Origin of the sequence: Crenobacter oryzisoli, assembly GCF_030385785.1 — a bacterium.
Taxonomy (GTDB): domain Bacteria; phylum Pseudomonadota; class Gammaproteobacteria; order Burkholderiales; family Chromobacteriaceae; genus Crenobacter_A; species Crenobacter_A oryzisoli.
This window is the reverse complement of sequence record NZ_JAUEDK010000025.1, coordinates 21,111-40,570: the sequence shown is the minus strand read 5'-3', so window position 1 is coordinate 40,570 and position 19,460 is coordinate 21,111. Positions and strand designations below refer to the sequence as shown.

Annotated in this window: 20 protein-coding genes and 1 pseudogene; 12 read left to right on the top strand and 9 right to left on the bottom strand. The window is 62.0% G+C overall.

Annotation, left to right across the window (positions count from 1 at the left end; all coding sequences use genetic code 11):
• Window positions 1-363 precede the first annotated feature (363 nt).
• Both QU481_RS14260 and greB read left to right on the top strand, forming a co-directional pair.
• Window positions 364-1,389 (top strand): annotated as a pseudogene (locus QU481_RS14260) (pseudouridine synthase); the annotation flags it as partial.
• Between the two features lie 132 nt (window positions 1,390-1,521).
• Window positions 1,522-2,031, top strand: a complete 510-nt coding sequence (gene greB / locus QU481_RS14255; protein WP_289830730.1) for a transcription elongation factor GreB — start codon at window positions 1,522-1,524, stop codon at window positions 2,029-2,031.
• Window positions 2,032-2,268: 237 nt separating this feature from the next.
• Here greB and QU481_RS14250 read toward each other — a convergent pair whose 3' ends face one another.
• Window positions 2,269-2,715, bottom strand: a complete 447-nt coding sequence (locus tag QU481_RS14250) for a MarR family winged helix-turn-helix transcriptional regulator (RefSeq protein ID WP_289830697.1) — start codon at window positions 2,713-2,715, stop codon at window positions 2,269-2,271.
• 76 nt (window positions 2,716-2,791) lie between these two features.
• Between QU481_RS14250 and QU481_RS14245 the strand changes: the two genes are divergently transcribed.
• Both QU481_RS14245 and QU481_RS14240 read left to right on the top strand, forming a co-directional pair.
• A complete protein-coding gene (locus QU481_RS14245; protein WP_289830696.1) occupies window positions 2,792-3,940 on the top strand; it encodes an aminotransferase-like domain-containing protein in 1,149 nt (382 codons plus the stop codon).
• A 29-nt stretch (window positions 3,941-3,969) separates the two neighbouring features.
• Window positions 3,970-4,383, top strand: a complete 414-nt coding sequence (locus QU481_RS14240) for a GNAT family N-acetyltransferase (protein WP_289830695.1) — start codon at window positions 3,970-3,972, stop codon at window positions 4,381-4,383.
• A gap of 73 nt (window positions 4,384-4,456) precedes the next feature.
• Here the strand turns inward: QU481_RS14240 and QU481_RS14235 are convergent, their stop codons facing one another.
• Genes QU481_RS14235 through minC form a run of 4 tightly spaced genes read right to left on the bottom strand, consistent with a single transcriptional unit; the run spans window position 4,457 to window position 7,253 of the window.
• On the bottom strand, window positions 4,457-5,392 hold the full coding sequence (locus QU481_RS14235) for a LysR substrate-binding domain-containing protein (RefSeq protein ID WP_289830694.1): 936 nt from the start codon (window positions 5,390-5,392) through the stop codon (window positions 4,457-4,459).
• Window positions 5,393-5,396: 4 nt separating this feature from the next.
• The gene (gene minE, locus QU481_RS14230) at window positions 5,397-5,657 is read right to left on the bottom strand and encodes a cell division topological specificity factor MinE (RefSeq protein ID WP_289830693.1); all 261 of its coding nucleotides are present in this window, start codon (window positions 5,655-5,657) and stop codon (window positions 5,397-5,399) included.
• Between the two features lie 4 nt (window positions 5,658-5,661).
• Window positions 5,662-6,474 carry a septum site-determining protein MinD gene (gene minD / locus QU481_RS14225; protein WP_289830692.1) on the bottom strand — a complete coding sequence of 271 codons (813 nt, stop codon included), beginning with the start codon at window positions 6,472-6,474 and terminating at the stop codon, window positions 5,662-5,664.
• Window positions 6,475-6,506: 32 nt separating this feature from the next.
• Complete coding sequence (gene minC, locus QU481_RS14220; protein ID WP_289830690.1) at window positions 6,507-7,253, bottom strand: septum site-determining protein MinC; 747 nt, start codon at window positions 7,251-7,253, stop codon at window positions 6,507-6,509.
• Window positions 7,254-7,588: 335 nt separating this feature from the next.
• On the opposite strand from minC, the gene QU481_RS14215 reads away from it, so the two are divergent.
• Entirely contained in the window at window positions 7,589-8,149 is a 561-nt protein-coding gene (locus QU481_RS14215) for a phasin family protein (RefSeq protein WP_289830689.1), read from the top strand.
• A 62-nt stretch (window positions 8,150-8,211) separates the two neighbouring features.
• Here the strand turns inward: QU481_RS14215 and QU481_RS14210 are convergent, their stop codons facing one another.
• Together QU481_RS14210 and QU481_RS14205 are read right to left on the bottom strand one after the other, a co-directional pair.
• Window positions 8,212-8,877 (bottom strand): hypothetical protein, encoded by a 666-nt coding sequence (locus QU481_RS14210; protein WP_289830688.1) that lies wholly within the window; start codon window positions 8,875-8,877, stop codon window positions 8,212-8,214.
• Window positions 8,871-9,779, bottom strand: coding sequence for a LysR family transcriptional regulator (locus tag QU481_RS14205; protein WP_289830687.1), 909 nt, complete (start codon window positions 9,777-9,779; stop codon window positions 8,871-8,873). Before QU481_RS14205 ends, QU481_RS14210 begins: the two co-directional genes overlap by 7 nt.
• A 252-nt stretch (window positions 9,780-10,031) precedes the next feature.
• Between QU481_RS14205 and QU481_RS14200 the strand changes: the two genes are divergently transcribed.
• Complete coding sequence (locus QU481_RS14200) at window positions 10,032-10,292, top strand: hypothetical protein (protein WP_289830686.1); 261 nt, start codon at window positions 10,032-10,034, stop codon at window positions 10,290-10,292.
• Between the two features lie 159 nt (window positions 10,293-10,451).
• Here the strand turns inward: QU481_RS14200 and ppa are convergent, their stop codons facing one another.
• The gene (ppa, locus tag QU481_RS14195) at window positions 10,452-10,985 is read right to left on the bottom strand and encodes an inorganic diphosphatase (protein ID WP_289830685.1); all 534 of its coding nucleotides are present in this window, start codon (window positions 10,983-10,985) and stop codon (window positions 10,452-10,454) included.
• Between the two features lie 119 nt (window positions 10,986-11,104).
• On the opposite strand from ppa, the gene coq7 reads away from it, so the two are divergent.
• Entirely contained in the window at window positions 11,105-11,725 is a 621-nt protein-coding gene (gene coq7 / locus QU481_RS14190; protein WP_289830729.1) for a 2-polyprenyl-3-methyl-6-methoxy-1,4-benzoquinone monooxygenase, read from the top strand.
• Between the two features lie 136 nt (window positions 11,726-11,861).
• Here coq7 and QU481_RS14185 read toward each other — a convergent pair whose 3' ends face one another.
• On the bottom strand, window positions 11,862-12,782 hold the full coding sequence (locus tag QU481_RS14185) for a LysR family transcriptional regulator (RefSeq protein ID WP_289830684.1): 921 nt from the start codon (window positions 12,780-12,782) through the stop codon (window positions 11,862-11,864).
• A gap of 113 nt (window positions 12,783-12,895) precedes the next feature.
• On the opposite strand from QU481_RS14185, the gene QU481_RS14180 reads away from it, so the two are divergent.
• The 5 genes from QU481_RS14180 (at window position 12,896) to QU481_RS14160 (ending at window position 19,303) form a co-directional block, all read left to right on the top strand.
• Window positions 12,896-13,384: a YbaK/EbsC family protein gene (locus QU481_RS14180; protein ID WP_289830683.1), complete on the top strand. Its 489-nt coding sequence runs from the start codon at window positions 12,896-12,898 to the stop codon at window positions 13,382-13,384.
• On the top strand, window positions 13,381-14,082 hold the full coding sequence (locus tag QU481_RS14175; protein WP_289830682.1) for an HAD family hydrolase: 702 nt from the start codon (window positions 13,381-13,383) through the stop codon (window positions 14,080-14,082). Before QU481_RS14180 ends, QU481_RS14175 begins: the two co-directional genes overlap by 4 nt.
• 632 nt (window positions 14,083-14,714) lie before the next feature.
• Complete coding sequence (locus tag QU481_RS14170) at window positions 14,715-15,821, top strand: complex I 51 kDa subunit family protein (RefSeq protein ID WP_289830681.1); 1,107 nt, start codon at window positions 14,715-14,717, stop codon at window positions 15,819-15,821.
• Window positions 15,809-18,469 (top strand): formate dehydrogenase subunit alpha, encoded by a 2,661-nt coding sequence (gene fdhF, locus QU481_RS14165; protein WP_289830680.1) that lies wholly within the window; start codon window positions 15,809-15,811, stop codon window positions 18,467-18,469. Before QU481_RS14170 ends, fdhF begins: the two co-directional genes overlap by 13 nt.
• Window positions 18,470-18,484: 15 nt before the next feature.
• Complete coding sequence (locus tag QU481_RS14160) at window positions 18,485-19,303, top strand: formate/nitrite transporter family protein (RefSeq protein WP_289830678.1); 819 nt, start codon at window positions 18,485-18,487, stop codon at window positions 19,301-19,303.
• Window positions 19,304-19,460 lie beyond the last annotated feature (157 nt).

The following is a 19,460-nucleotide window of genomic DNA, read 5'->3' as shown; positions in this document are numbered from 1 at the left end:
CGCGACGACAACCGCCGTTTCGGCAATGACGAGCGCCGCGAAGGCGGCAAGCCGTTCGGCCAGCGCGACGACAATCGCCGTTTCGGTAACGACGAGCGCCGTGAAGGCGGCAAGCCGTTCGGTCAGCGCGACGACAACCGCCGCTTCGGCAACGACGAGCGCCGCGAAGGTGGCAAGCCGTTCGGCCAGCGCGACGACAACCGTCGCTTCGGCAATGACCAGCGTCGCGAAGGCGGCAAGCCGTTCGGCCAGCGCGACGACAACCGCCGTTTCGGCAATGACGAGCGCCGCGAAGGCGGCAAGCCGTTCGGCCAACGCGACGACAACCGTCGCTTCGGCAACGACGAGCGCAAGCCGTTCCAGCGCGACGACCGTGCCCCGGCCGGCAAGGGCCAGTCGCGTCGTACCCCGGAGCAGGAACACGCCGACCGCGTGCGCTACGACGAATCGCTGCCGACCGGTCGCAAGCCGGGTACCGGCGTGCGCAGCCGCTTTGGCAACGAACGTCGCAGCGTAGGTTCGCCGACCACCACCAAGGCCAAGAAGCTGGTGGTGCGCAACCCGAACCAGGAAACCCAGGCACGCGCCAACCGCCTGCGCGAAACCCGCGTGAAGTCCGAAGACATTGAGCCTGTGCGCCTGCAGAAGGCACTGGCCGCGTCCGGCGTCGGTTCGCGTCGTGAGATGGAAGAGTGGATCGAGCAGGGCTTGGTGCTGGTCAACGGCAAGAAGGCCTCGCTGGGCGACCATGTCGGTCCGCAGGACCGCGTCACCGTCAAGGGCGACAACATCAAGCTGAAGTGGCCGGACCGCCTGCCGCGCATCATCATCTACCACAAGCAGGAAGGCGAGATCGTCAGCCGTGACGATCCGGGCGGCCGCGTCAGCATCTTCGACCGCCTGCCGCAGGCCAAGAGCAGCCGCTGGGTCAGTATCGGCCGTCTCGACGTCAACACCTCGGGCCTGCTGATCATCACCACCAGCGGCGAGCTGGTGAACCGCTTCGCCCACCCGAGCTTCGAGGTGGAGCGCGAATACGCGGTCCGCGTGCTGGGCGAAGTGAACGACGACCAGAAGAAGTGGCTGACTACCGAAGTGCTGCTCGACGACGGCCCGGCCAAGCTTGATCGCTTCATCGACCAGGGCGGCGAAGGCGCCAACCACTGGTACAACGTGGTGATCCGCGAAGGCCGCAACCGCGAAGTGCGCCGCATCTTCGAGAGCGTCGGGCTGACCGTTAGTCGCCTGATGCGCGTGCGTTTCGGCCCGATCGGCCTGCCGGCACGCCTGAAGCGCGGTCAGTTCTACGAACTGAACGAGATCGAAGTGGCCAACATTATGAAGTGGGCCAAGCTGACCATTACCGGTCAGTCCAAAGATCGCCGCTAAGGTGTAGACTTAAATGGCCTCCGGTAAATGCCGGGGGCCATTTTCATTTCGGATGGCGCAACGATGAGCAAAGCCTTTACCCGCGAATCGGACGACGACGACCTCGACGACGATCTGCCCGTCGAGCTGCAATTGCCGCGTTCGACCAAAAATTACATCACTCCGCAGGGCTGGCAGTGCCTGAAGGACGAACTGTATCACTTGGTCAATCGTGAGCGGCCCGAGGTGGTCAACATCGTCAACTGGGCGGCCAGCAACGGCGACCGTTCCGAGAACGGCGACTACCTGTACGGCAAGCGCCGACTGCGCGAGATCGACCGGCGCATCCGCTTCTTGACCAAGCGGCTGGAAGCGGCCGAGGTGGTCGACCCGGAAACCCGCGAGGCGACCGACCAGATCTTCTTCGGTGCCACCGTGACCATGCTGCGCGGCAACGGTCATGAGCAGACGGTTAGCATCGTCGGCGTCGACGAGCTCGATCTGGCACGTGGCCACATCAGCTGGATCTCGCCGATTGCACGTGCGCTGATCAAGGCGCGTGAGGGCGATCTGGTGGTGTTCAACGGCCCGGACGGCCGCGAGGAGATCGAAGTGCTGGAGGTATGCTACCGGCGCATCGAAGCCCCGCCGTCGGGCAACTGACGCGCACTTCAAAACTTTCGGCCAACCTTAAGGTTGGCCGAATCGTTTCTGGGGGAAACCGGTCCGCCGACCCAGCGGTACGGTCGAAGTTCGGGTAGCCATCCCACAGCAAGCCCAGGCGTTCACCCCTCTGCAGGGTTTAGTCTGGATTGGCATAATTATTCTATTGGCATTTGCTGGCGGCGGGGTTAGGCTGTTGTCTATGCCGACAGGAGAAGCCCTGTCGTCGTGACGATGTCAGGTGCCGCGCTGTTCGGCATCGGCAAGGCGGCGGTTGCCGTCCAGCCAACCGTCGCGGGTACTCGCAGGCCCGTCGGCAAAGGCATCGCGTAGCAAGCGTGCCTGCTCGCGGTGCAGCGCCAGTTCCAGCTCGGCCCCGGCGTCAGTCAGCCACAGCTCGCGCACCCGCTTGTCGTGGCTGGCGATCCGGGTTTCGACCAGCTGTAGTTCCACTAGCTGGCGCAATGGTGCATGAATCGCTTGCTTGCTCACCCCTAGCGCTGCCAGCAGCGACTTGACGCTCAGCCCCGGGTACAGCGCGACGAAGAACAGGATGCGATGATGGACCCGTGCCAGGCCACGTTCGGCCAACATCTGGTCCGGCTTGGCGGTAAAGGCACGATAGGCCTGGAAGAACGCCTCCATCGCGTTGCGCAGGTCGGCGTCGGATTTTAAGTCAACCATATTGACGTACTAACTCTTGTGGCCTCATATTTAGGTCAGTGTTATTGCCATAAAACCCACCCGCCTGGAGCTTAGCATGTTTTCAGAACGCATCGAACGCCTCACCGGCTCGCTGATCCGCGAGATTCTCGCCGCCGCCCAGCGACCCGAAGTGATCTCCTTCGCTGGCGGCCTGCCGGCGCCGTCCTGTCTGCCCATGCTCGACTTCAGCGGCATCCCGCAAGGCCTGGCGCAATATGGCACCAGCGAAGGTGAACCGGCGCTGCGCGAGGCCATCGCCGCCGAGGCCAACAAGATGGGTATCGTCTGCGAACCCCACCAGGTGCTGGTGCTGACCGGCTCGCAGCAGGCGATGGACCTGGCCGCCAAGCTGTTCATCGACCCGGGCACGCCGGTGCTCACCGAGGGGCCGACCTTCCTCGCCGCGCTGCAGTGTTTCAACCTGTTCGGTGCCCGCATCAGCGCGGTGGCACAGCAGAGTGGCCGGCTGCCTGCCGAGGCGGTGCAGGCGACGATCGCGACCGACAAGCCGCGCCTCGCCTACCTGATCCCGAGCTTCCAGAACCCATCCGGCGCCTGCTACGACGCAGATAACCGCCGCGAGTTGGCCGAAGTGTTTGATGCGGCCAACGTGCCGGTGTTCGAGGATGACCCATACCGCGCGCTGGCCTACGACGGCGCGGCGCCGGCACCGCTGGTGTCGCACCTGAAGAACGCGCCGTGGATCTACGCCGGCTCCTTCTCCAAGACGCTGGCGCCGGGCCTGCGCCTCGGCTACCTGATTGCCTCGCCGACGCTGCTGCCGCATCTTGTCAAACTGAAGCAGGCCGCCGACCTGCATGCCAACCGGCCGGCACAGTGGTTCGTCACCCGCTGGCTGACGAGCCCGGACTATCCTGCCCATCTCGCCAAGCTTGCCGCCACCTACCGTGTCGGTCGCGATGCGATGCAAGCGGCACTGGAACGTCATTTCGCCGACCTCGCCACCTGGCAGATCCCGCAGGGCGGCCTGTTCTTCTGGCTGAAGCTAAACCGGACTATCGATACCCGGGAACTCTTGAAGGTAGCATTGGAGCAGCACAACGTCGCGTTCATGCCGGGCGAGCCGTTCTATCCAAATCCGGAGGATGGGCTCGGCCATCTGCGCCTCAACTTCAGTCATGCCAGTGCCGAGCGGATCGAAGAGGGTATCGCCCGCCTGGCGGCGTTGGTGCGCGAAGCCTGAGCGGCCAGGACTGTCGAGAAAGGCTCGGTATGCAACTGGATGTCATCGATCAGCCGGCCGACGAGTTGGGCGAGTTCTTCAAGCGCAAGATCGTCGAGTTCAACCAGCAGCATTGGGAAGTGAAGGAAAGGTTGCCGTTGGCGGTGACGGTGCGCAACGAGGCCGGCGAGATCGTCGCCGGCGCGTCGGCTCGCACCTTTGGTAACTGGCTGCTGCTCGACTACCTGTGGGTGTCGCCGACACTACGCGGCCAGGACTGGGGCAGCCGGGTGCTGCAAGCGCTCGAGGGGCGCGCCTGCGAGCGCGGGTGTCGCTTCGTGCTGCTCGACACGCTCGGCTTCCAGGCCCGACCTTTCTACGAAAGGCACGGCTACCGGGTCGAGTGGGAGCAACCGGCGTATCCGCGCGATGGCTGCAAGTACTTCATGAGCAAGACGCTGTAGGGCCGCCGTCAAGAACGAAAAAGCTTGGCCGAATCCGCGATGGATTCGGCCAAGCGCTGTCTACACCGAGGGCTCAGGCCAACGCCGTCTCGTCTTCCAGCATCGTGACGCCGGGGAGTCCGGAGCGGAACACCGCCTGCTGCAGCGTGGTGATCGCCGATTTGCGGAAGAACTGCTTGCGCGTCACCAATAGCACGCGGCGCTGCGGCGCAGGGGCGGCGAACGGCACAGTCGAGAACAGCACGTCGTCGGCCGGGCCTACCGATGTGTTCGGCAGCACCGTCACGCCCATGCCGCTCGCCACCATATGGCGGATGGTGTTGAGCGAACTGCCCTGCAACATGCCGGCGAGGCCAGCATGGTTCTGCCGGCTGGCCAGTTCGCTGCACGAGGCCAGCACCTGATCGCGGAAACAGTTGCCCTGGGTGAGCAGCAGTACGCTCTCGTCTGCCAGCTCACAGGTGCGGATCGCCTTGCGCTTCTCGAACGGGTGTCCCTTCGGCGTGGCGACCACGAACGGCTCATCGTAGAGGGGATAGGCCACCGTGCCCGGTTCGTCGAACGGATCGGCGACGATGATCGCATCGACCTCACCGCGCTTGAGCATCTCGGCCAGGCGCGCAGTGTAGTTCTCTTCCAGGATCAGCGGCATGTTCGGCGCCAGGATGCGCAGTGCCGGGATCAGCCGCGGCAAGAGGTAGGGGCCGATGGTGAAGATCACGCCCAGCTTCAGCGGGCCGACCAGCTCGTTCTGCTGCTCGCCGGCCAGCTGTTTGATGGTGTCGGCCTCTTCGAGCACGCGCTGGGCCTGCTCGACGATGCGCTCGCCGATCTCGGTGACCGCCACTTCGGTGCCGCCGCGCTCGAACAGCGTCACACCCAGCTCATCCTCGAGCTTCTTGATCGCGATCGACAGCGTAGGCTGGCTGACGAAGCAGCTTTGAGCGGCGCGGCCGAAGTGCCGCTCGCGCGACACTGCCACGATATATCTCAGTTCGGTCAGCGTCATACCGTTAGCGTTGGTTTTCCGGCAGAACGATATTGACTTCAAGCACGTCCATGTCGTCCTGGCGTTCCAGCTGTACCTTGATGTCGTCCTGGTTGACCCGGACGTATTTCGAGATCACGTCCATCAGCTCGCGCTGCAGCGCCGGCAGGTAGTCCGGCGTGCCGGTGCGGCCGTTGCGCTCGTGCGCGAGAATGATCTGCAGGCGTTCGCGAGCAATCTCTGCGCTTTTCTGGCGTTTGCCGAAAATCAGTTCCATCAGCGACATGGGATCAGCCTCCGAACAGACGTTTCAGCAAGCCCACCTTGGGCGCATCGAGGAAGCGCATCGGCTTGTCATCGCCGACAAAGCGCGACACCACATCCTTGTACGCCTCGGACACATCGGTGCCGTTGAGGTGAATCGCCGGCGAGCCGGCGTTGGATGCCTGCAGCACCGCCTGCGATTCCGGAATCACGCCGATCAGCGGCACGCGCAGGATTTCCTTCACATCGTCGACCGACAGCATCTCGCCCTTGTCGACGCGGGCCGGGGCGTAGCGGGTGATCAGCAGGTGTTCCTTGACCGGCTTGTCGCCATTTTCGGCACGGCGCGACTTGGACGAGAGAATGCCGAGGATGCGGTCCGAGTCCCGCACCGACGACACTTCCGGGTTGGTCACGATGATCGCCTCGTCAGCGAAGTAGAGCGCCAACAACGCGCCCTTCTCGATGCCGGCCGGCGAGTCGCAAACGATGTAGTCGAAGCCCATCTCATCGAGCTCGTCCAAGACCTTTTCGATCCCTTCCTTCGACAACGCATCCTTATCGCGGGTCTGCGAGGCCGGCAGCACGAACAGATTGTCGCAATGCTTGTCCTTGATCAGCGCCTGATTGAGGGTGGCCTCGCCGTTGACCACATTGATCAGGTCGTAGACCACGCGGCGCTCGCAGCCCATGATCAGGTCGAGATTGCGCAGGCCGACGTCGAAGTCGATCACCGCGGTCTTGTGGCCCTTCAGGGCAAGGCCAGATGCGAAGCTGGCGCTGGTGGTGGTCTTGCCCACGCCGCCCTTGCCGGACGTTACAACGATGATTTTTGCCACGAATTGGATTCCTTACAGTGAAGTCCGTTGAATCATTCACCCAGCGCCGTCATCACAAGGCGTTCGCTGTCGAGATAGATCTGAGTGGGTTTCCCTAGGATGCTCTCTGGCAGCCTTTGCTCGATAGTGCGGTAGACGCCGGCGATCGACACCAGTTCAGCTTCCATCGACTGGGTAAAGATGCGCGCGGCCAGATTGCCGCGGGCTCCGGCCAGCGCACGTCCGCGCAGCGGGGCGTAGATATGGATGTTGCCGTCGGCGATGACCTCGGCACCGGCGCTGATCATCGCCAGCACCACCAGGTCGCCACCGCGGGCGTAAATCTGCTGACCGGCTCGCACCGGCCGGTCTATGATCAGTGTCTGTGCCGGAACGGACACCGGGGCTTGGGCCGGCGCTGCAGCCACCGGTGCAGCCACAACCGGCGCTTCCGGTGCTGCCGTCTCGGCCAGCGTACCGCGCGGTGGCGTGCTGGCCTGGCTGAAGGCAAGGCCGTGCTGGCTGGCAAGCGCCGCCAGTGAACGGCTGCTGTGGCGCAAGCCCACAACACGAATACCGTAGCGCGAAAACAACGGCAGCAGTTCGGCGAGGGGCAGTTCCATCGCATTCGGCAAGCCGTCGAGGTCGAGCAGGAAGGCTTCGCTGGCCGTTTCGGTGGTGTTGCCAAAGCGTGCGTCGAGTGCCGTCTGCAGCTCGGCCGGGTCGGCGGTCTTGAGTAACAGCGCCAGCAAATCGAGGCTGGCGGACTTGATGTCGAAGGCGTGGGCCGTCTGGCTCATGATGTTCCGGATAAATAGATTTCTTCTATGGCGGGAGTGTATCGGCTTGGTCAGTCGGTTTCAATGCGAGCCGGTAGGCGGTCACGGTGTAGCGCGAGTGTTACAACACCGCTCAGCTCCCCCCTTGTAATGACGCCGAAACAGAGGTGGGCTCTAATTGCAAAAAATGGAAGAGATATTAAAGGCTTATTTTTGTTGTGCGACGCACAATAAAAGGCTTGACGCCGTAAGTTTCGTTGTCTAGCATGTTGATTGTTGCAATGCAGCAAATTGCCGCAGGCTAACGATGGTGAACTGTCGTGGCTTGGCTACCTACCTCATATTAAGGAGTTGTCATGTCTACTCAAACTCAGGATTTCGTCGCCTTGGGCCAGGCGCAGTTCGATAAAGCCGTCCGCCTGTCGTCTTTGTTCATCTCCAGCGCCGAGCGCGTTGCCAACCTGCAGCTCGAGCTGTCCCGCAAGGTGCTGGCCGACAACGCCCAGACCCTGAAAGCACTGACCGAAGTGAAAGATGCCAAGGCGCTGAGCGACCTGCAGGCCAGCAAGATGCAGCCGGCCATCGACCAAGCCTTCTCCACCGCTCGTCAGGTTTACGACGTGGCTGTCGCGACCCAGAATGAAATCACTGCCCTGTTCGAAGAACAGATCGCCGATCTGAACAAGTCGGTGCTGACCACCCTCGACCAGCTGGCGAAGAATGCACCGGCCGGCTCTGACGTTGCCGTGAATGCGCTGAAAAACTTCGTTACGACCACCAACGCGGCATTCGAGAGCGTGACCGAAACCGCCCGCAAGGTGGGCAGTGAATTGGCCGAAGCCAGCGTCGAAGCGGCTTCCAACTCGGTGAAGGCAGCTGGCGCCGCCGCTGCTCGCGCGAAAAAGACTGCCGCTTAATCGGTACAACGCATCGCACATGCAAAACCCGCCTTGATGGCGGGTTTTTTCATTTTATGTCATTACGGTGCATCGCCGGCGGTATCGAGTGGCGTGGCCAGCACCAGCAAGAGCTGGGCAAGCAGTGCGGCGTAGTGTGGAGACGGCTCGGATAGTGACGGCGGCGCTTCGCGCAAGCCTTGGCTTTGCAAGTAATCGCGAGCCAGGATGCCGAGCTGACGCACGGTTTCCAGCTGATGGCTTAGTATCGCCTGCCAGTCGGTGATATCGCGCGGGGAGAGTTCCGGCGACAGGGTAGGGAGTGCGGCCAGAGGAAGGCTCAACGCGGCAAGCACACAAGCGGTGAAACTGGCAGCACCGGCCGGGCCGCAGTGCATCCAGGCTCCGGGTAGCGGCGCCAAGGCATCGAGCAGCGGCCTGGCCCGTTGCAGTGCCGCCTCATCGCCTCCGACGAACAGAATGAAACCCCATTGGGTTCCCTGTTCCTGCCAGGGGCCGGCCAGTTCAACATAATCGAGACCGAGAGCGTGGCACTGCGCAGCGCGTTCTTGGCGGGCCCAATGCAGACCATCGGCGCTGTCGATGCACAAGGAGCCGAGGCACAGCCCGGTCCATTCCGGCAGGCCGGCCGGAGGCGGACCAGGGGCGGCGGTGTTACCTTGTCCGGCCAGTCGCTGGCTGAACCAGGCAAGGTGGGGGGCGCTTCCGATCGCTGTGACGGTCAGCAAGGAGGCTCCATCGCGAAGATCGGCTGCTTCAGTTCGCTGAGCCGTTCGATCCACCAACTGAGTGCTTTGCCCGGATTCGGGTCTTTCCAGGCGTAATAGAGCCGCACCGGCTCGCGTACCAGTTCGGTCTGTTTGACCACCAGCTGGCCCTCGGCCTGCAACGGTTTGACCACCGGCAGCGGCAGAAAGCCGGTGGCAAGACCGCTGCTTTGCAGCAGCACTTTTTCCTGCATCGATGCGACGGTCAGCACATCCTGGCCATCGAGCACTGCGGAGGTGCGCGGTGCGAGGCGACGTGACGTGTCGCCGACCACGGCGGCGCGGTGCTTGCGGATGATGTGTTCGGGCAGCGGCTCGGGCTGAGTGGCGAGCGGGTGCTGTGGAGAAACCGCGAATACGTAGGGGATGCGTCCCAGTTCGCGTTTCATCAGGCTGGCCGGTGGCGAGTCATCTGGGGCGCCGAGCACCAGATCGGCACGATTGTCGACCAGCGCATCCCAAGTGCCACCGAACACCTCGGTGGAAAAGCGTAGACGGGTCGCGCACTGCAGCTCGTCGAATGCTTTGATCAGCGGCAATAGGGCACTAAAATCAATTAGGTCACTCAAAGCAATGCGCAGTTCGCTCTCCCAACCTGTAGCGTGTTTGCGCAGGCGCTGCTCCAGCATGATCGCAGCGTCGATCAAATGGCGCCCTTCCTTCAGCAAAAGCTCGCCCGCATCGGTGAGGCGAGCGCGGTGACCGCTACGGTCAAAGAGGGCGACGTTCAGGTCTTGCTCGAGCTTCTGCATGGAGTAGGTGATCGCGGACGGAACGCGGTGCAGTTCATTGGCCGCAGCAGCAAAGCTACCTTTGCGGTCGATCGCATCCAGTACCAGCAGGGCATCGAGGGACAGCTTCATCGTTCGGACTTCCTGGGCGAGTTGAGCAAATGGTTCCGATCCAATAACACTGTAAATTATCCAACTTGTGACTATGTAGCACGACTTTCGTTGTGCGGCTAACCGGCACAGTGGCCTTCAGGCTGCCAAGGCTGGCGAGTCTATTTTCAGCGTTGCTGACAAGGCCGGTCCATTGGGTCGACGGTGATACGGGGGGAAGCCAATCTAGCAACAGGACAGTATTGATATTTGTCTTCGTAAGGAGACCTGATCATGAGAAAGTCTCTTCTCGCGATGATTCTTGTCGCGGCTTCAGGTGCGGCCCTGGCTCAAAGCGGCGGCGGCGGCTATTGGGAACATAACCGCGTAGGCGGCATGCCTATGGGATCTGACTCGGTAACGGCAGTGACCGGCTCCAGCAGCGAAACACTGGCACCAGAAAAGCCAGCGCTGACCGACGAACAACGCAGGGCTGCCGATCAAAAGGCCGGTGAAGCGATCAAAGCCAACCCGGACAACTACCTCCAACACTGATCAATTAGCATAGGCATGACCAGCGGGCTATCTAAATATGGTAGCCCGCTTTGTATCTAGGCGAAACGATTTTTGCGCTGCACCATGCAGGCATGGGCTAGTATGGTGCCACGCCAACAACAACGCCGGCGCGAGGCCGGCGTTGTCGGGGGAGGCCGATTAGGCCTGTTTGTTGAAGTTCTTCACGCCTTCAACCAGCTCGTGGGTTGCTTCTTCCAGCGACCCCCAGCCCTGGATCTTCACCCACTTGCCTTTTTCCAGATCTTTGTAGTGCTCGAAGAAGTGCACAATCTGGTCGCGCAGCAGCTGCGGCAGGTCTTCCAGTTTCTGGATGTCCTTGTACATCGGGCACAGTTTTTCGACCGGCACGGCCACCAGCTTGGCGTCGACGCCGCCGTCGTCCTCCATCTTCAGGAGGCCCAGGGCGCGACAGCGCACGACCACGCCCGGCGGCAGGCCGAACGGAGTCACTACCAGCACGTCGACCGGGTCGCCATCGCCGGACAGAGTGTTCGGTACGAAGCCGTAGTTGGCCGGGTACATCATCGACGTGCCCATGAAGCGGTCCACGAAGATCGCGCCGGAGTCCTTGTCGAACTCATACTTGATCGGTGCGCTGTTCGCGGTGATTTCGATCACGACGTTGAAGTCATTCGGCATGTCCTTGCCCGGGGCGATGCGTTCGAGATTCATCTGGGATGTCCTCTGCTCAAATTAGTTGTCTGAAAAACCGTCCGATTATATCAGCAGGCAGCGGCCCAAGGCGTGGGCGGGTATAATCGCCGGGAAAAATTGCTGATGGGTGGTCCATGTTGCTCGATTCCCTGATTACCGAATTCGACCGCGGCCTGCGTACGCTGTTCGCGCCGGCTGTCAGTAGCCGTGCACATCCGGACGAGATGTTGCCGGAGGCGGAGCTATCCGATGCCGAGAAGCAGCACGCGCTCGGACTGATGCGCGTTAACCACTGTGGCGAGGTATGCGCTCAGGCCCTTTACCAGGGACAGGCGCTGACCGCGCGCGATCCAGCGGCTCGCGAGGCGCTGAAACAGGCCGCGTTCGAGGAGGTCGAGCATTTGGCCTGGACCGAACAGCGCATCCGCGAGCTGGGCGGCCGAACCAGTCTCTTGAACCCCCTGTGGTACACCGGCTCGCTGGCGATAGGGGTGGCAGCGGGCCTGCTAGGAGACCGGTGGAATCTGGGTTTCCTTGAGGAGACCGAGCATCAGGTGGCGGCTCATCTGGACAGCCATCTTGAGGAGCTGCCCGAGCAGGATGCCAAGAGCCGTGCGATTGTCGAGCAGATGCGCGAAGACGAGGTGAAGCATGCTGAAATGGCGCACGAGCAGGGCGCGGCCAAGCTGCCATTGCCAGTGCGTAGCCTGATGACGCTGACGGCGAAGCTGATGACCGGTGCGAGCTACCGGATCTGAAACAAGCCCTCGTTCCTAAAATAAAGACAATGGCCCGACCGAGCACTACTGCGCGGTCGGGCCATTGTCTTTGGACGAAGCCTAGAGGAGAGCGGCTCCGGATGATGCGCCAACATAAGATCAAGGCTCTGCGAGCCTACAGGGTCGAGGTGTTAATCGTCTGTCCTGCCGCTCGTAGGGCCGTCAGGAAGGCTCGCACTCGTCCGGGCTGACGTCCGGAGGCATACACGGCATGCATCTGTGGATCTTGCCCAGTGCTGGACGTTAGCCGATATGCCGGACAAAGCCGCACCAAGGCCCCTTCCCGCACGGCCGGCTCGCCAAGCCAGTCTCCCAGCCGTGCGATGCCGACCCCTTGCCGCACTGCTTGATAGACCGCTACCCCGGAACTGAAGCGGTAGCGTGGCTCGACCTTCAAGCGCGTCTGCGTCTCGCCGCTGGCAAAGTGCCAGTCTTTCAAAATGCGTGGCGAGGTATGGATGATCAGGTCGTGGCCGACCAGTTCCTCCGGTTGCTGCGGAATGCCACGTCGCTGCAGATACTCGGGACTGGCATACAGATGACGGCGGTAATTCCAGAGTGGTAAGCCGATCAGTTCGCTTGATTGCGGAAAAGCACCTCGTATCACGAAGTCAAGTTTCTCCTGGATCGGGTCTAGGGTCTCGTCGGTAAAGTGTACGTCAATGCGCAGATCCGGATAGGCCTGGCCGAAGTCGTTCAGCAACGCCGGCAGTACACCAAGCGCCATGCTTTCCGGTGCGGCAAAGCGAATCCAGCCCTGCGACGCACTGCCGAGACCGGCCAGCTCTTCTTCCGCTTCCTCCTGCAGCGCCAGCAGTTGCTTGGCGTAGCCGTAATAGCTTTCGCCTGCTGCGGTCAAGCTCACCACCTTGTGCGAACGATGCAGCAGCTCGCTGCCGATCACTGCTTCGAGCGCCTGGATTGCCCGCGAAATGGTGCTGGGCGAACGGCCGAGCATACGCGCGGCAGCGACGAAGCTGTGTTTGTCCACCACCGCGCAGAACACGCGGATTTCCCACATCAGCGACTGCTGCATAGTGTTCTCCCCTATTGCAGTTTCCACAACATGGTATTGCAACACGCCAGAACACCCAAGACATACACTGCGGACATCTGTTTTCCCCCTTCAACATGTGACGGAATTCCGCTATGCAAACCGTATTCAAATCGCTGATGCTGCTGCTCGAACAAGCCAATGCTCGCTTCCGCGTGGTTACCCATGCGCTGGCCGGTAAGTCGGAAGACGTGGCGCTGGCTCGTGGCACCGAAGTTGGTCAGGGTGCCAAGGCACTGGTGTGCGAAATCCATGGCGAAGGGGCTCAAGCGCGCTGGGTACTGGCGGTCTTGCCCGCCGATCGCAAGCTTGACCGTCAACGCTTGGCGCAGGCGCTCGGCGGCCATAAGGCCAAGCTGGTCGATGCGGCGGTGGCGACCGAGCTGACCGGCTGCGAAATCGGCGCCATCCCGCCGTTCTCGTTCCAATCGGCATTGCAACTGGTGTTGGACCCGGAACTCGTCGAGCGCTATGACACGATTGCCTTCAATGCCGGTCGGCTCGACGCCTCCATCCTGCTCGACTCGCAGGACTTCCTTGCCATCGCCAAGCCACAACTGGTCCGCATGAGTTGCCCGGCATGAGCGGCATCACTCATTTGCTGTTCGACTGTGACGGCACTCTGGTCGACAGCGAACGGATAGTGATGGCTGCGATGCAGTTGGCGGGGGGGCGGCTGGGCCTGGAGCTGACGCGTGAAGACTGCCACCGGTTGTTTCTCGGCCATACTCGCCGCCACTGCCTGCGAGTGTTCGAGCAGCACTATGGAGCGCCACTTCCTGAGAGTTTTGCGATCGACCTGGCCGCAGCGATCCGGCATCGGCTGGAAACCGAGTTGCAGCCGGTGCCCGGCGTGGCGGCTGCGCTGGAGCAGCTGCCGCAGATCAAATGTCTTGTGTCCAACGGCAGCCCGGAACATGTGTCTTTCGTATTGGAAAAGACGGGTCTTGTTACGCCATTTGTTGGCCGTTGCTACAGTGCCATCCCGCCGTGTGAGCCCAAGCCGTCGCCGATGCTGTACCGGAAAACCATGGAACGACTAGGGATCGAGCCGCAGCAATGCATCGCGATCGAGGACTCGGCGGCCGGGGTCACGGCGGCTGTGGCAGCGGGTATCCGCACGCTGGGGTTTGCCATGCTGGCCGGCCGAGAGCAGTTGCTGCGCGTTGGCGCCTTGGCCGCTTTCAGCGACATGGCTGCATTGCCTGGCTTGATAGCGACGATCGAAGCGAGTGCAACCGGTGCAGGTGCTCACACAGCCGCCACGATTGTCAACGCATGACGTCAGCGCCTGTCGGTTCGATAGAGCGCACGGGCGGACTGTGTGATGGATGGCCTGCCACGCTTGGCAAGGGTACCAAGCATCACTCACCCAACGTTGGACAGGGAATCACGAGGTGTTGCTCTTCTTCGATTCGATCCGAGAAAAAGCGGGGGCGCCTTCCTGATGCCCATGGCGAGGTTTCCGGCAGAGCCTTGATGTAACGTCAATTCTTACCGGGCAGCTTGTCTATAGTGGGGCAGATATTGCCCGGATTGCGGGGGCTGCCCCGTCATCTCCTTCCTAAGGGAGGCGCCTCGGTGAAGTCGATACAGCTTCATGCTGCTGCACACACCTTCTATCACCTTGAACACTCACGGCTAACCCATTGCGCGTGCAGCGGTCTGGCCTGTTTTGCCGCACGGGCAGATGACCCAGCACGTTGGCAGGGCGCGCAGCAGCAGGTACCGACAGTCTATTGTCTTGGCAAGTGCTATGCCGGCCCCAGTGACTCCGACCACGACGCCAGACCCCGGGCGGTGGTCAATAGCCGCCAAGCAGTCCTTCTGGACAACATACTGGCTGGAGGGGTACGGGATCTTGCAACTTACCGCAAGCGTGGAGGGGGACGAGCGTTGGCCAAGGCACAGGCCATGGCGCCGGATGAACTTGTGCGCCTGGTCCTGGCTTCCAAGCTGCGCGGCCGCGGGGGGGCTGGGTTTCCGGCCGGGCGAAAGTGGCAAGCCGTAGCGGATCAACTCGTGCCTATCAAATACCTGGTTGTGAACGCGGACGAGGGAGACCCCGGTGCATTTTCCGACCGGTTCTTGCTTGAGGACGATCCGTTTCGCTTGCTGGAAGCCGCCGTCATCGCCGCGAGGGCAGTTGGTGCCGTCAAAGGGTTTATCTATCTGCGCAAGGAATATCCTGTTGCGGCTCGTGTGATTTCGGCCGCACTGGATCAGGCGCGGTCTGCCGGCTGGCTGGGTGCGTCATTCGATCTGGAGCTGGTCGTCGGCGAAGGGAGTTATCTGTGTGGAGAGGAAACGGCATTGCTCAATGCTCTGGAGGGCCGTCGGCCTCAGGTGCGCTTGCGCCCGCCGCAGATTACCGAACAAGGGTTGTTCGGTCAGCCGACGTTGGTTCAGAACGTGGAGACCCTTTGTGCCATTCCGTGGATCGTGCTGCATGGTGCCGCGGCTTATGCCGCGCTTGGTTTTTCGAGCAGTCGCGGTACCAAGCTGTTGTCGCTCAATTCCTTGTTTCGGCAGCCTGGACTATACGAGGTGGAGTTTGGCATACCGCTGTCAGAGGTCGTGGAGCAATTGGGTGGCGGCCTTCGACGCGGCTCGCTCAAGGGAGTAATGGTGGGGGGGCCGCTGGCCGGGATCGTGCCGCCCGAGCTGTTGTCCACCCGGCTCGGTTACGAGGAAATGCAGGCCATAGGCTGTGCGGTCGGCCACGGTGGGGTGATCGCCTTTGCAGACGACACGTCGATTCTCCAGATCGCTGCCGAGGTGTTCCGTTTCGGGGCGCGCGAGTCTTGCGGTGAATGTACGCCATGCCGACTTGGTACGCCAAGGTTGGCCGAACAGTTACAGGCTGCGTCAACCGGCGTGCCAATCGACCGTGACGGCTACGAAAGGCTGGTCGAAGCCCTTGCCGCGACCAGCCTTTGCGGCCATGGGCGCGGCCTGGCCGAATTTGCCCGAGCCATCCAGCGCCACTACCAGAAGGAGCTGCAGGCATGGTTCAGCTGACCATCAACGGCGTGCCACACCGCTTTCCGGCAGGCACGAGGCTGCTGGATGCGCTGCAGGCGGCTGGAACCGATGTGCCGCATCTTTGCCACGATGAACGACTCAAGCCCTCCGGTGCTTGCCGGATGTGTGTGGTGGAGGTGGATGGTGAGCCCCGCCCCGTTGCCAGTTGCACTGTCCAGATTCAGGACGGAATGACGGTGTTCACCCACACCCCTGCGCTTGAAGCATTGCGACGCACCAATCTGCAGCTGATTGCCCAGCACTACCCACTCCAGGCGGTATGGGCCGAACCGAAGCGGCCTTTCCATCAGCTGTTGGCCAAGTACGGTGTGAGCCCAGGGGGAGAGCTCTACAGCGACGTGTTCCGAGACGACTCTCATCCCTACATCGGCGTCGCAATGGATCGTTGCATTCAGTGCTACCGCTGCGTTCGCATCTGTGAGGAGGTGCAAGGCCAGTTCGTCTGGGAGGCGTTGGGGAGGTCGGAAAACACCCGGGTCGCACCGGGCAAGGGTGACACTCTGCTGTCGGGAGGCTGTGTCAGCTGCGGGGCCTGCGTCGATACCTGTCCGACTGGTGCCCTGTTCGATAAACGCGTGCTCGCCGCACCGACGAGCTGGACCCGTACTACCTGCGTGTATTGCGGCGTTGGCTGCCAGATGGAGGTGGGCTGCGTGGACCGTCGGCTCATGGCGGTCAGGCCAGTGGACAGCCCTGTCAATCGCGGCCACCTGTGTGTGAAGGGGCGCTATGCATTCGATTTCAACCATGCGCCAGACCGCATCACCACCCCGATGATCCGCCGGGATGGCCAGTGGCAAGAAGTCACTTGGGACGAGGCGCTCTGTTTCACCGCCACGCGGCTACAAGCGATTATCGACCGGTACGGTCCGGATGCCATCGGCGTACTTGGCTCGGCGCGCGCCACTAACGAAGAGAATTATCTGGCCCAGAAGTTGGCTAGGATGGTCATCGGCACCAACAACGTGGATTGCTGTGCTCGAGTCTGCCACACTCCCAGCGCCAAAGCGCTGAAGACCATGCTCGGCACCGGGGCTGCGACCAACTCGTTCGACGACATCGAGGTGGCAAAGGCCTTCTTGTTGTGTGGAGTAAACCCGACCGAGAACCACCCGATCGTCGGCGCCCGCATCAAGCAACGGGTGTTGCAAGGCGCAAAGCTCGTGGTGGTCGATCCGCGTCGGACCGAATTGGCGGCGCTGGCCGATGTGCATTTGGCCGTTCGGCCCGGCTTCAACATTCCGCTATTCAACGCGATGGCCGCCACCCTGATCGAGGAAGACTTGGTCGACCGGTCCTTCCTTGCCGAGCGTGTGACGGAGTTTGACGACTTCGCTGTCTTCGTCGCCGACTACGCACCGGAACGGGTAGCCGACTCTTGCGGCGTGGCCGCGGAGGCCATTCGCGCAGCGGCACGCCTCTATGCGGCAGGCCAGCCATCAATGTGCTTTCATGGCCTGGGCGTGACCGAGCATATGCAAGGCACCGAAGGGGTGATGGCGCTGATCAACCTGGCGCTGTTGACCGGGAATCTGGGTAAAGCCGGCGCTGGCATCAACCCGCTGCGTGGCCAGAACAATGTGCAGGGGGCGGCCCAAATGGGCTGCGACCCGGTGTCGCTGACAGGGGCTCAGTCGATCAAAGAGGCAGGTCCGCATTTCGAAGCGGTTTGGGGCGCGCGCTTGCCGGTGAACCGCGGTCTCGACTTGCTGGAAATGATGGATGCGGCGAAGGCCGGGCAGCTCAAGGCGATATGGGCATTCGGCTACGACGTCTATCTGTCCCTGGCGCACGCGGCCGATACCGCGGCGGCCTTGTCCCCACTTGATTTGGTGATCGTGCAGGACTTGTTTCTGAACCAGACGGCAGCGGCCTTTGGCACGGTATTCCTGCCCGCCGCCTCCTTTTTCGAGAAGGATGGCACTTTCATGAACTCCGATCGCCGGGTGCAGCGGATTCGGACCGTGCTTCCGTTGCCCGGCGAGGCACGGCCGGACTGGTGGATCATCCAGGCGGTGGCCGGTTACCTCGGCAAGCCGCAAGGTTTTTCCTTCGGCGAGCCCGAGGCCATTTGGGACGAGATACGCCAGCTCTGGCCTGCCGGTGCGGGCTTGTCATACGCCCGCCTGGAAGGGGAAAGCCTCAACTGGCCGTGCCCCGACGAAAGTCATCCCGGCACGCCGATCCTGCACCGAGACCGTTTTGCCGTTGGCAAGACGGCGGCCCTGGCGCGCATCGCCTTCATCCCAACGCCGGAGCAGGTGAATGACGATTATCCGCTGCTGCTGACAACTGGCCGGACTCTGCCACATTTTAACGCGGGCACCATGAGCTACCGCACACCAAACGCCGAGTTGCGACCGACTGACACGCTAGACATGGCCCCGTCCGATGCCGCCGCTTACGGGCTCGCAGATGGGGATACCGTGCGGGTGCGTAGCCGTTATGGCGAGGCGCTGTTGCCGGTGCGCGTTACCGAAGCGATGCAGGCTGGCCAACTCTTTACCAGCTTCCACCGGCCGGATCTGTTCGTGAATCGGCTGACCTCGTCGGTGCGCGATCGTATGGTGCATGCGCCGGAGTTCAAGGTGACGGCGGTGCGGCTGGAAAAAACCGGCGGTTAAAGCGAGGGGCGGACCATGGAACTCTACGGTTTCGACGCCTTTTCGCCTGCCGAAATCGCCGAGAAAGTGGAAAAGATCGGGGTTGCCAAGGCCAGGTTGCCATTCCTGCAGATGGCCATGCTGGGGGTGCTGGCGGGGGCCTTCATCGGCCTTGGGGCACTTTATTTCGTACTGGTCACCAGCGATCCCGATCTTGGTTTCGCGACCTCTCGTGTACTGGGGGGCTTGGTGTTCTCCCTGGGACTCTTGCTGGTGGTCGTCGCCGGTGCCGAATTGTTCACCGGCAACAACCTGCTGGCGATGGCGTGGGCCGCCGGCCAGATCACCACCCGTGAGTTGCTGCGCAACTGGGCCATCGTGTGCATCGCCAATTTTGTCGGCGCGGCCGGACTCGCGGTACTGGTCTGGCTGTCGGGCCATCCGGCGATGAACCATGGGCTGGTGGCCGAGCAGGTGATACGGTTGGCTGCGGCCAAGTGCACGGCACCGCTGGGCACGCTGTTCTGGAAGGGGGTGCTGTGCAACAGCCTCGTGTGTATCGCGGTATGGATGGCGATGGCAGGCCGCAGCGTGACCGACAAGATGGTGGCGATCGTGTTTCCCATCTCGGCATTCGTCGCTGCGGGCTTTGAGCACAGCATTGCCAATATGTATCTGATCCCTCTGGCGATGTTGTTGAAAGACGGGGGCCTTCCTGGTGTTCCAATGGCTGAAGCGATCGGATGGGGAGGGATGCTGCGAAACCTGGGGGTGGTCATCGCCGGCAACCTCGTCGGTGGCAGCGTGCTGGTGGCGCTGATCTACCATCTGATCTATCGCCGCCAGGCAGGGTAAATCCTTTCTTAAGACCCGTCGCGGCAGGAGTGTTGACGGGTTGGAGCTGCACTGGTGTTGTGGCAGCTTGGTTATCAGACAAAGCCACATGCCAAATAACAATCATTACCAAACTGCAAGATGGGGACAAACCGCATAGTCAGCGCCGGGAATGTCT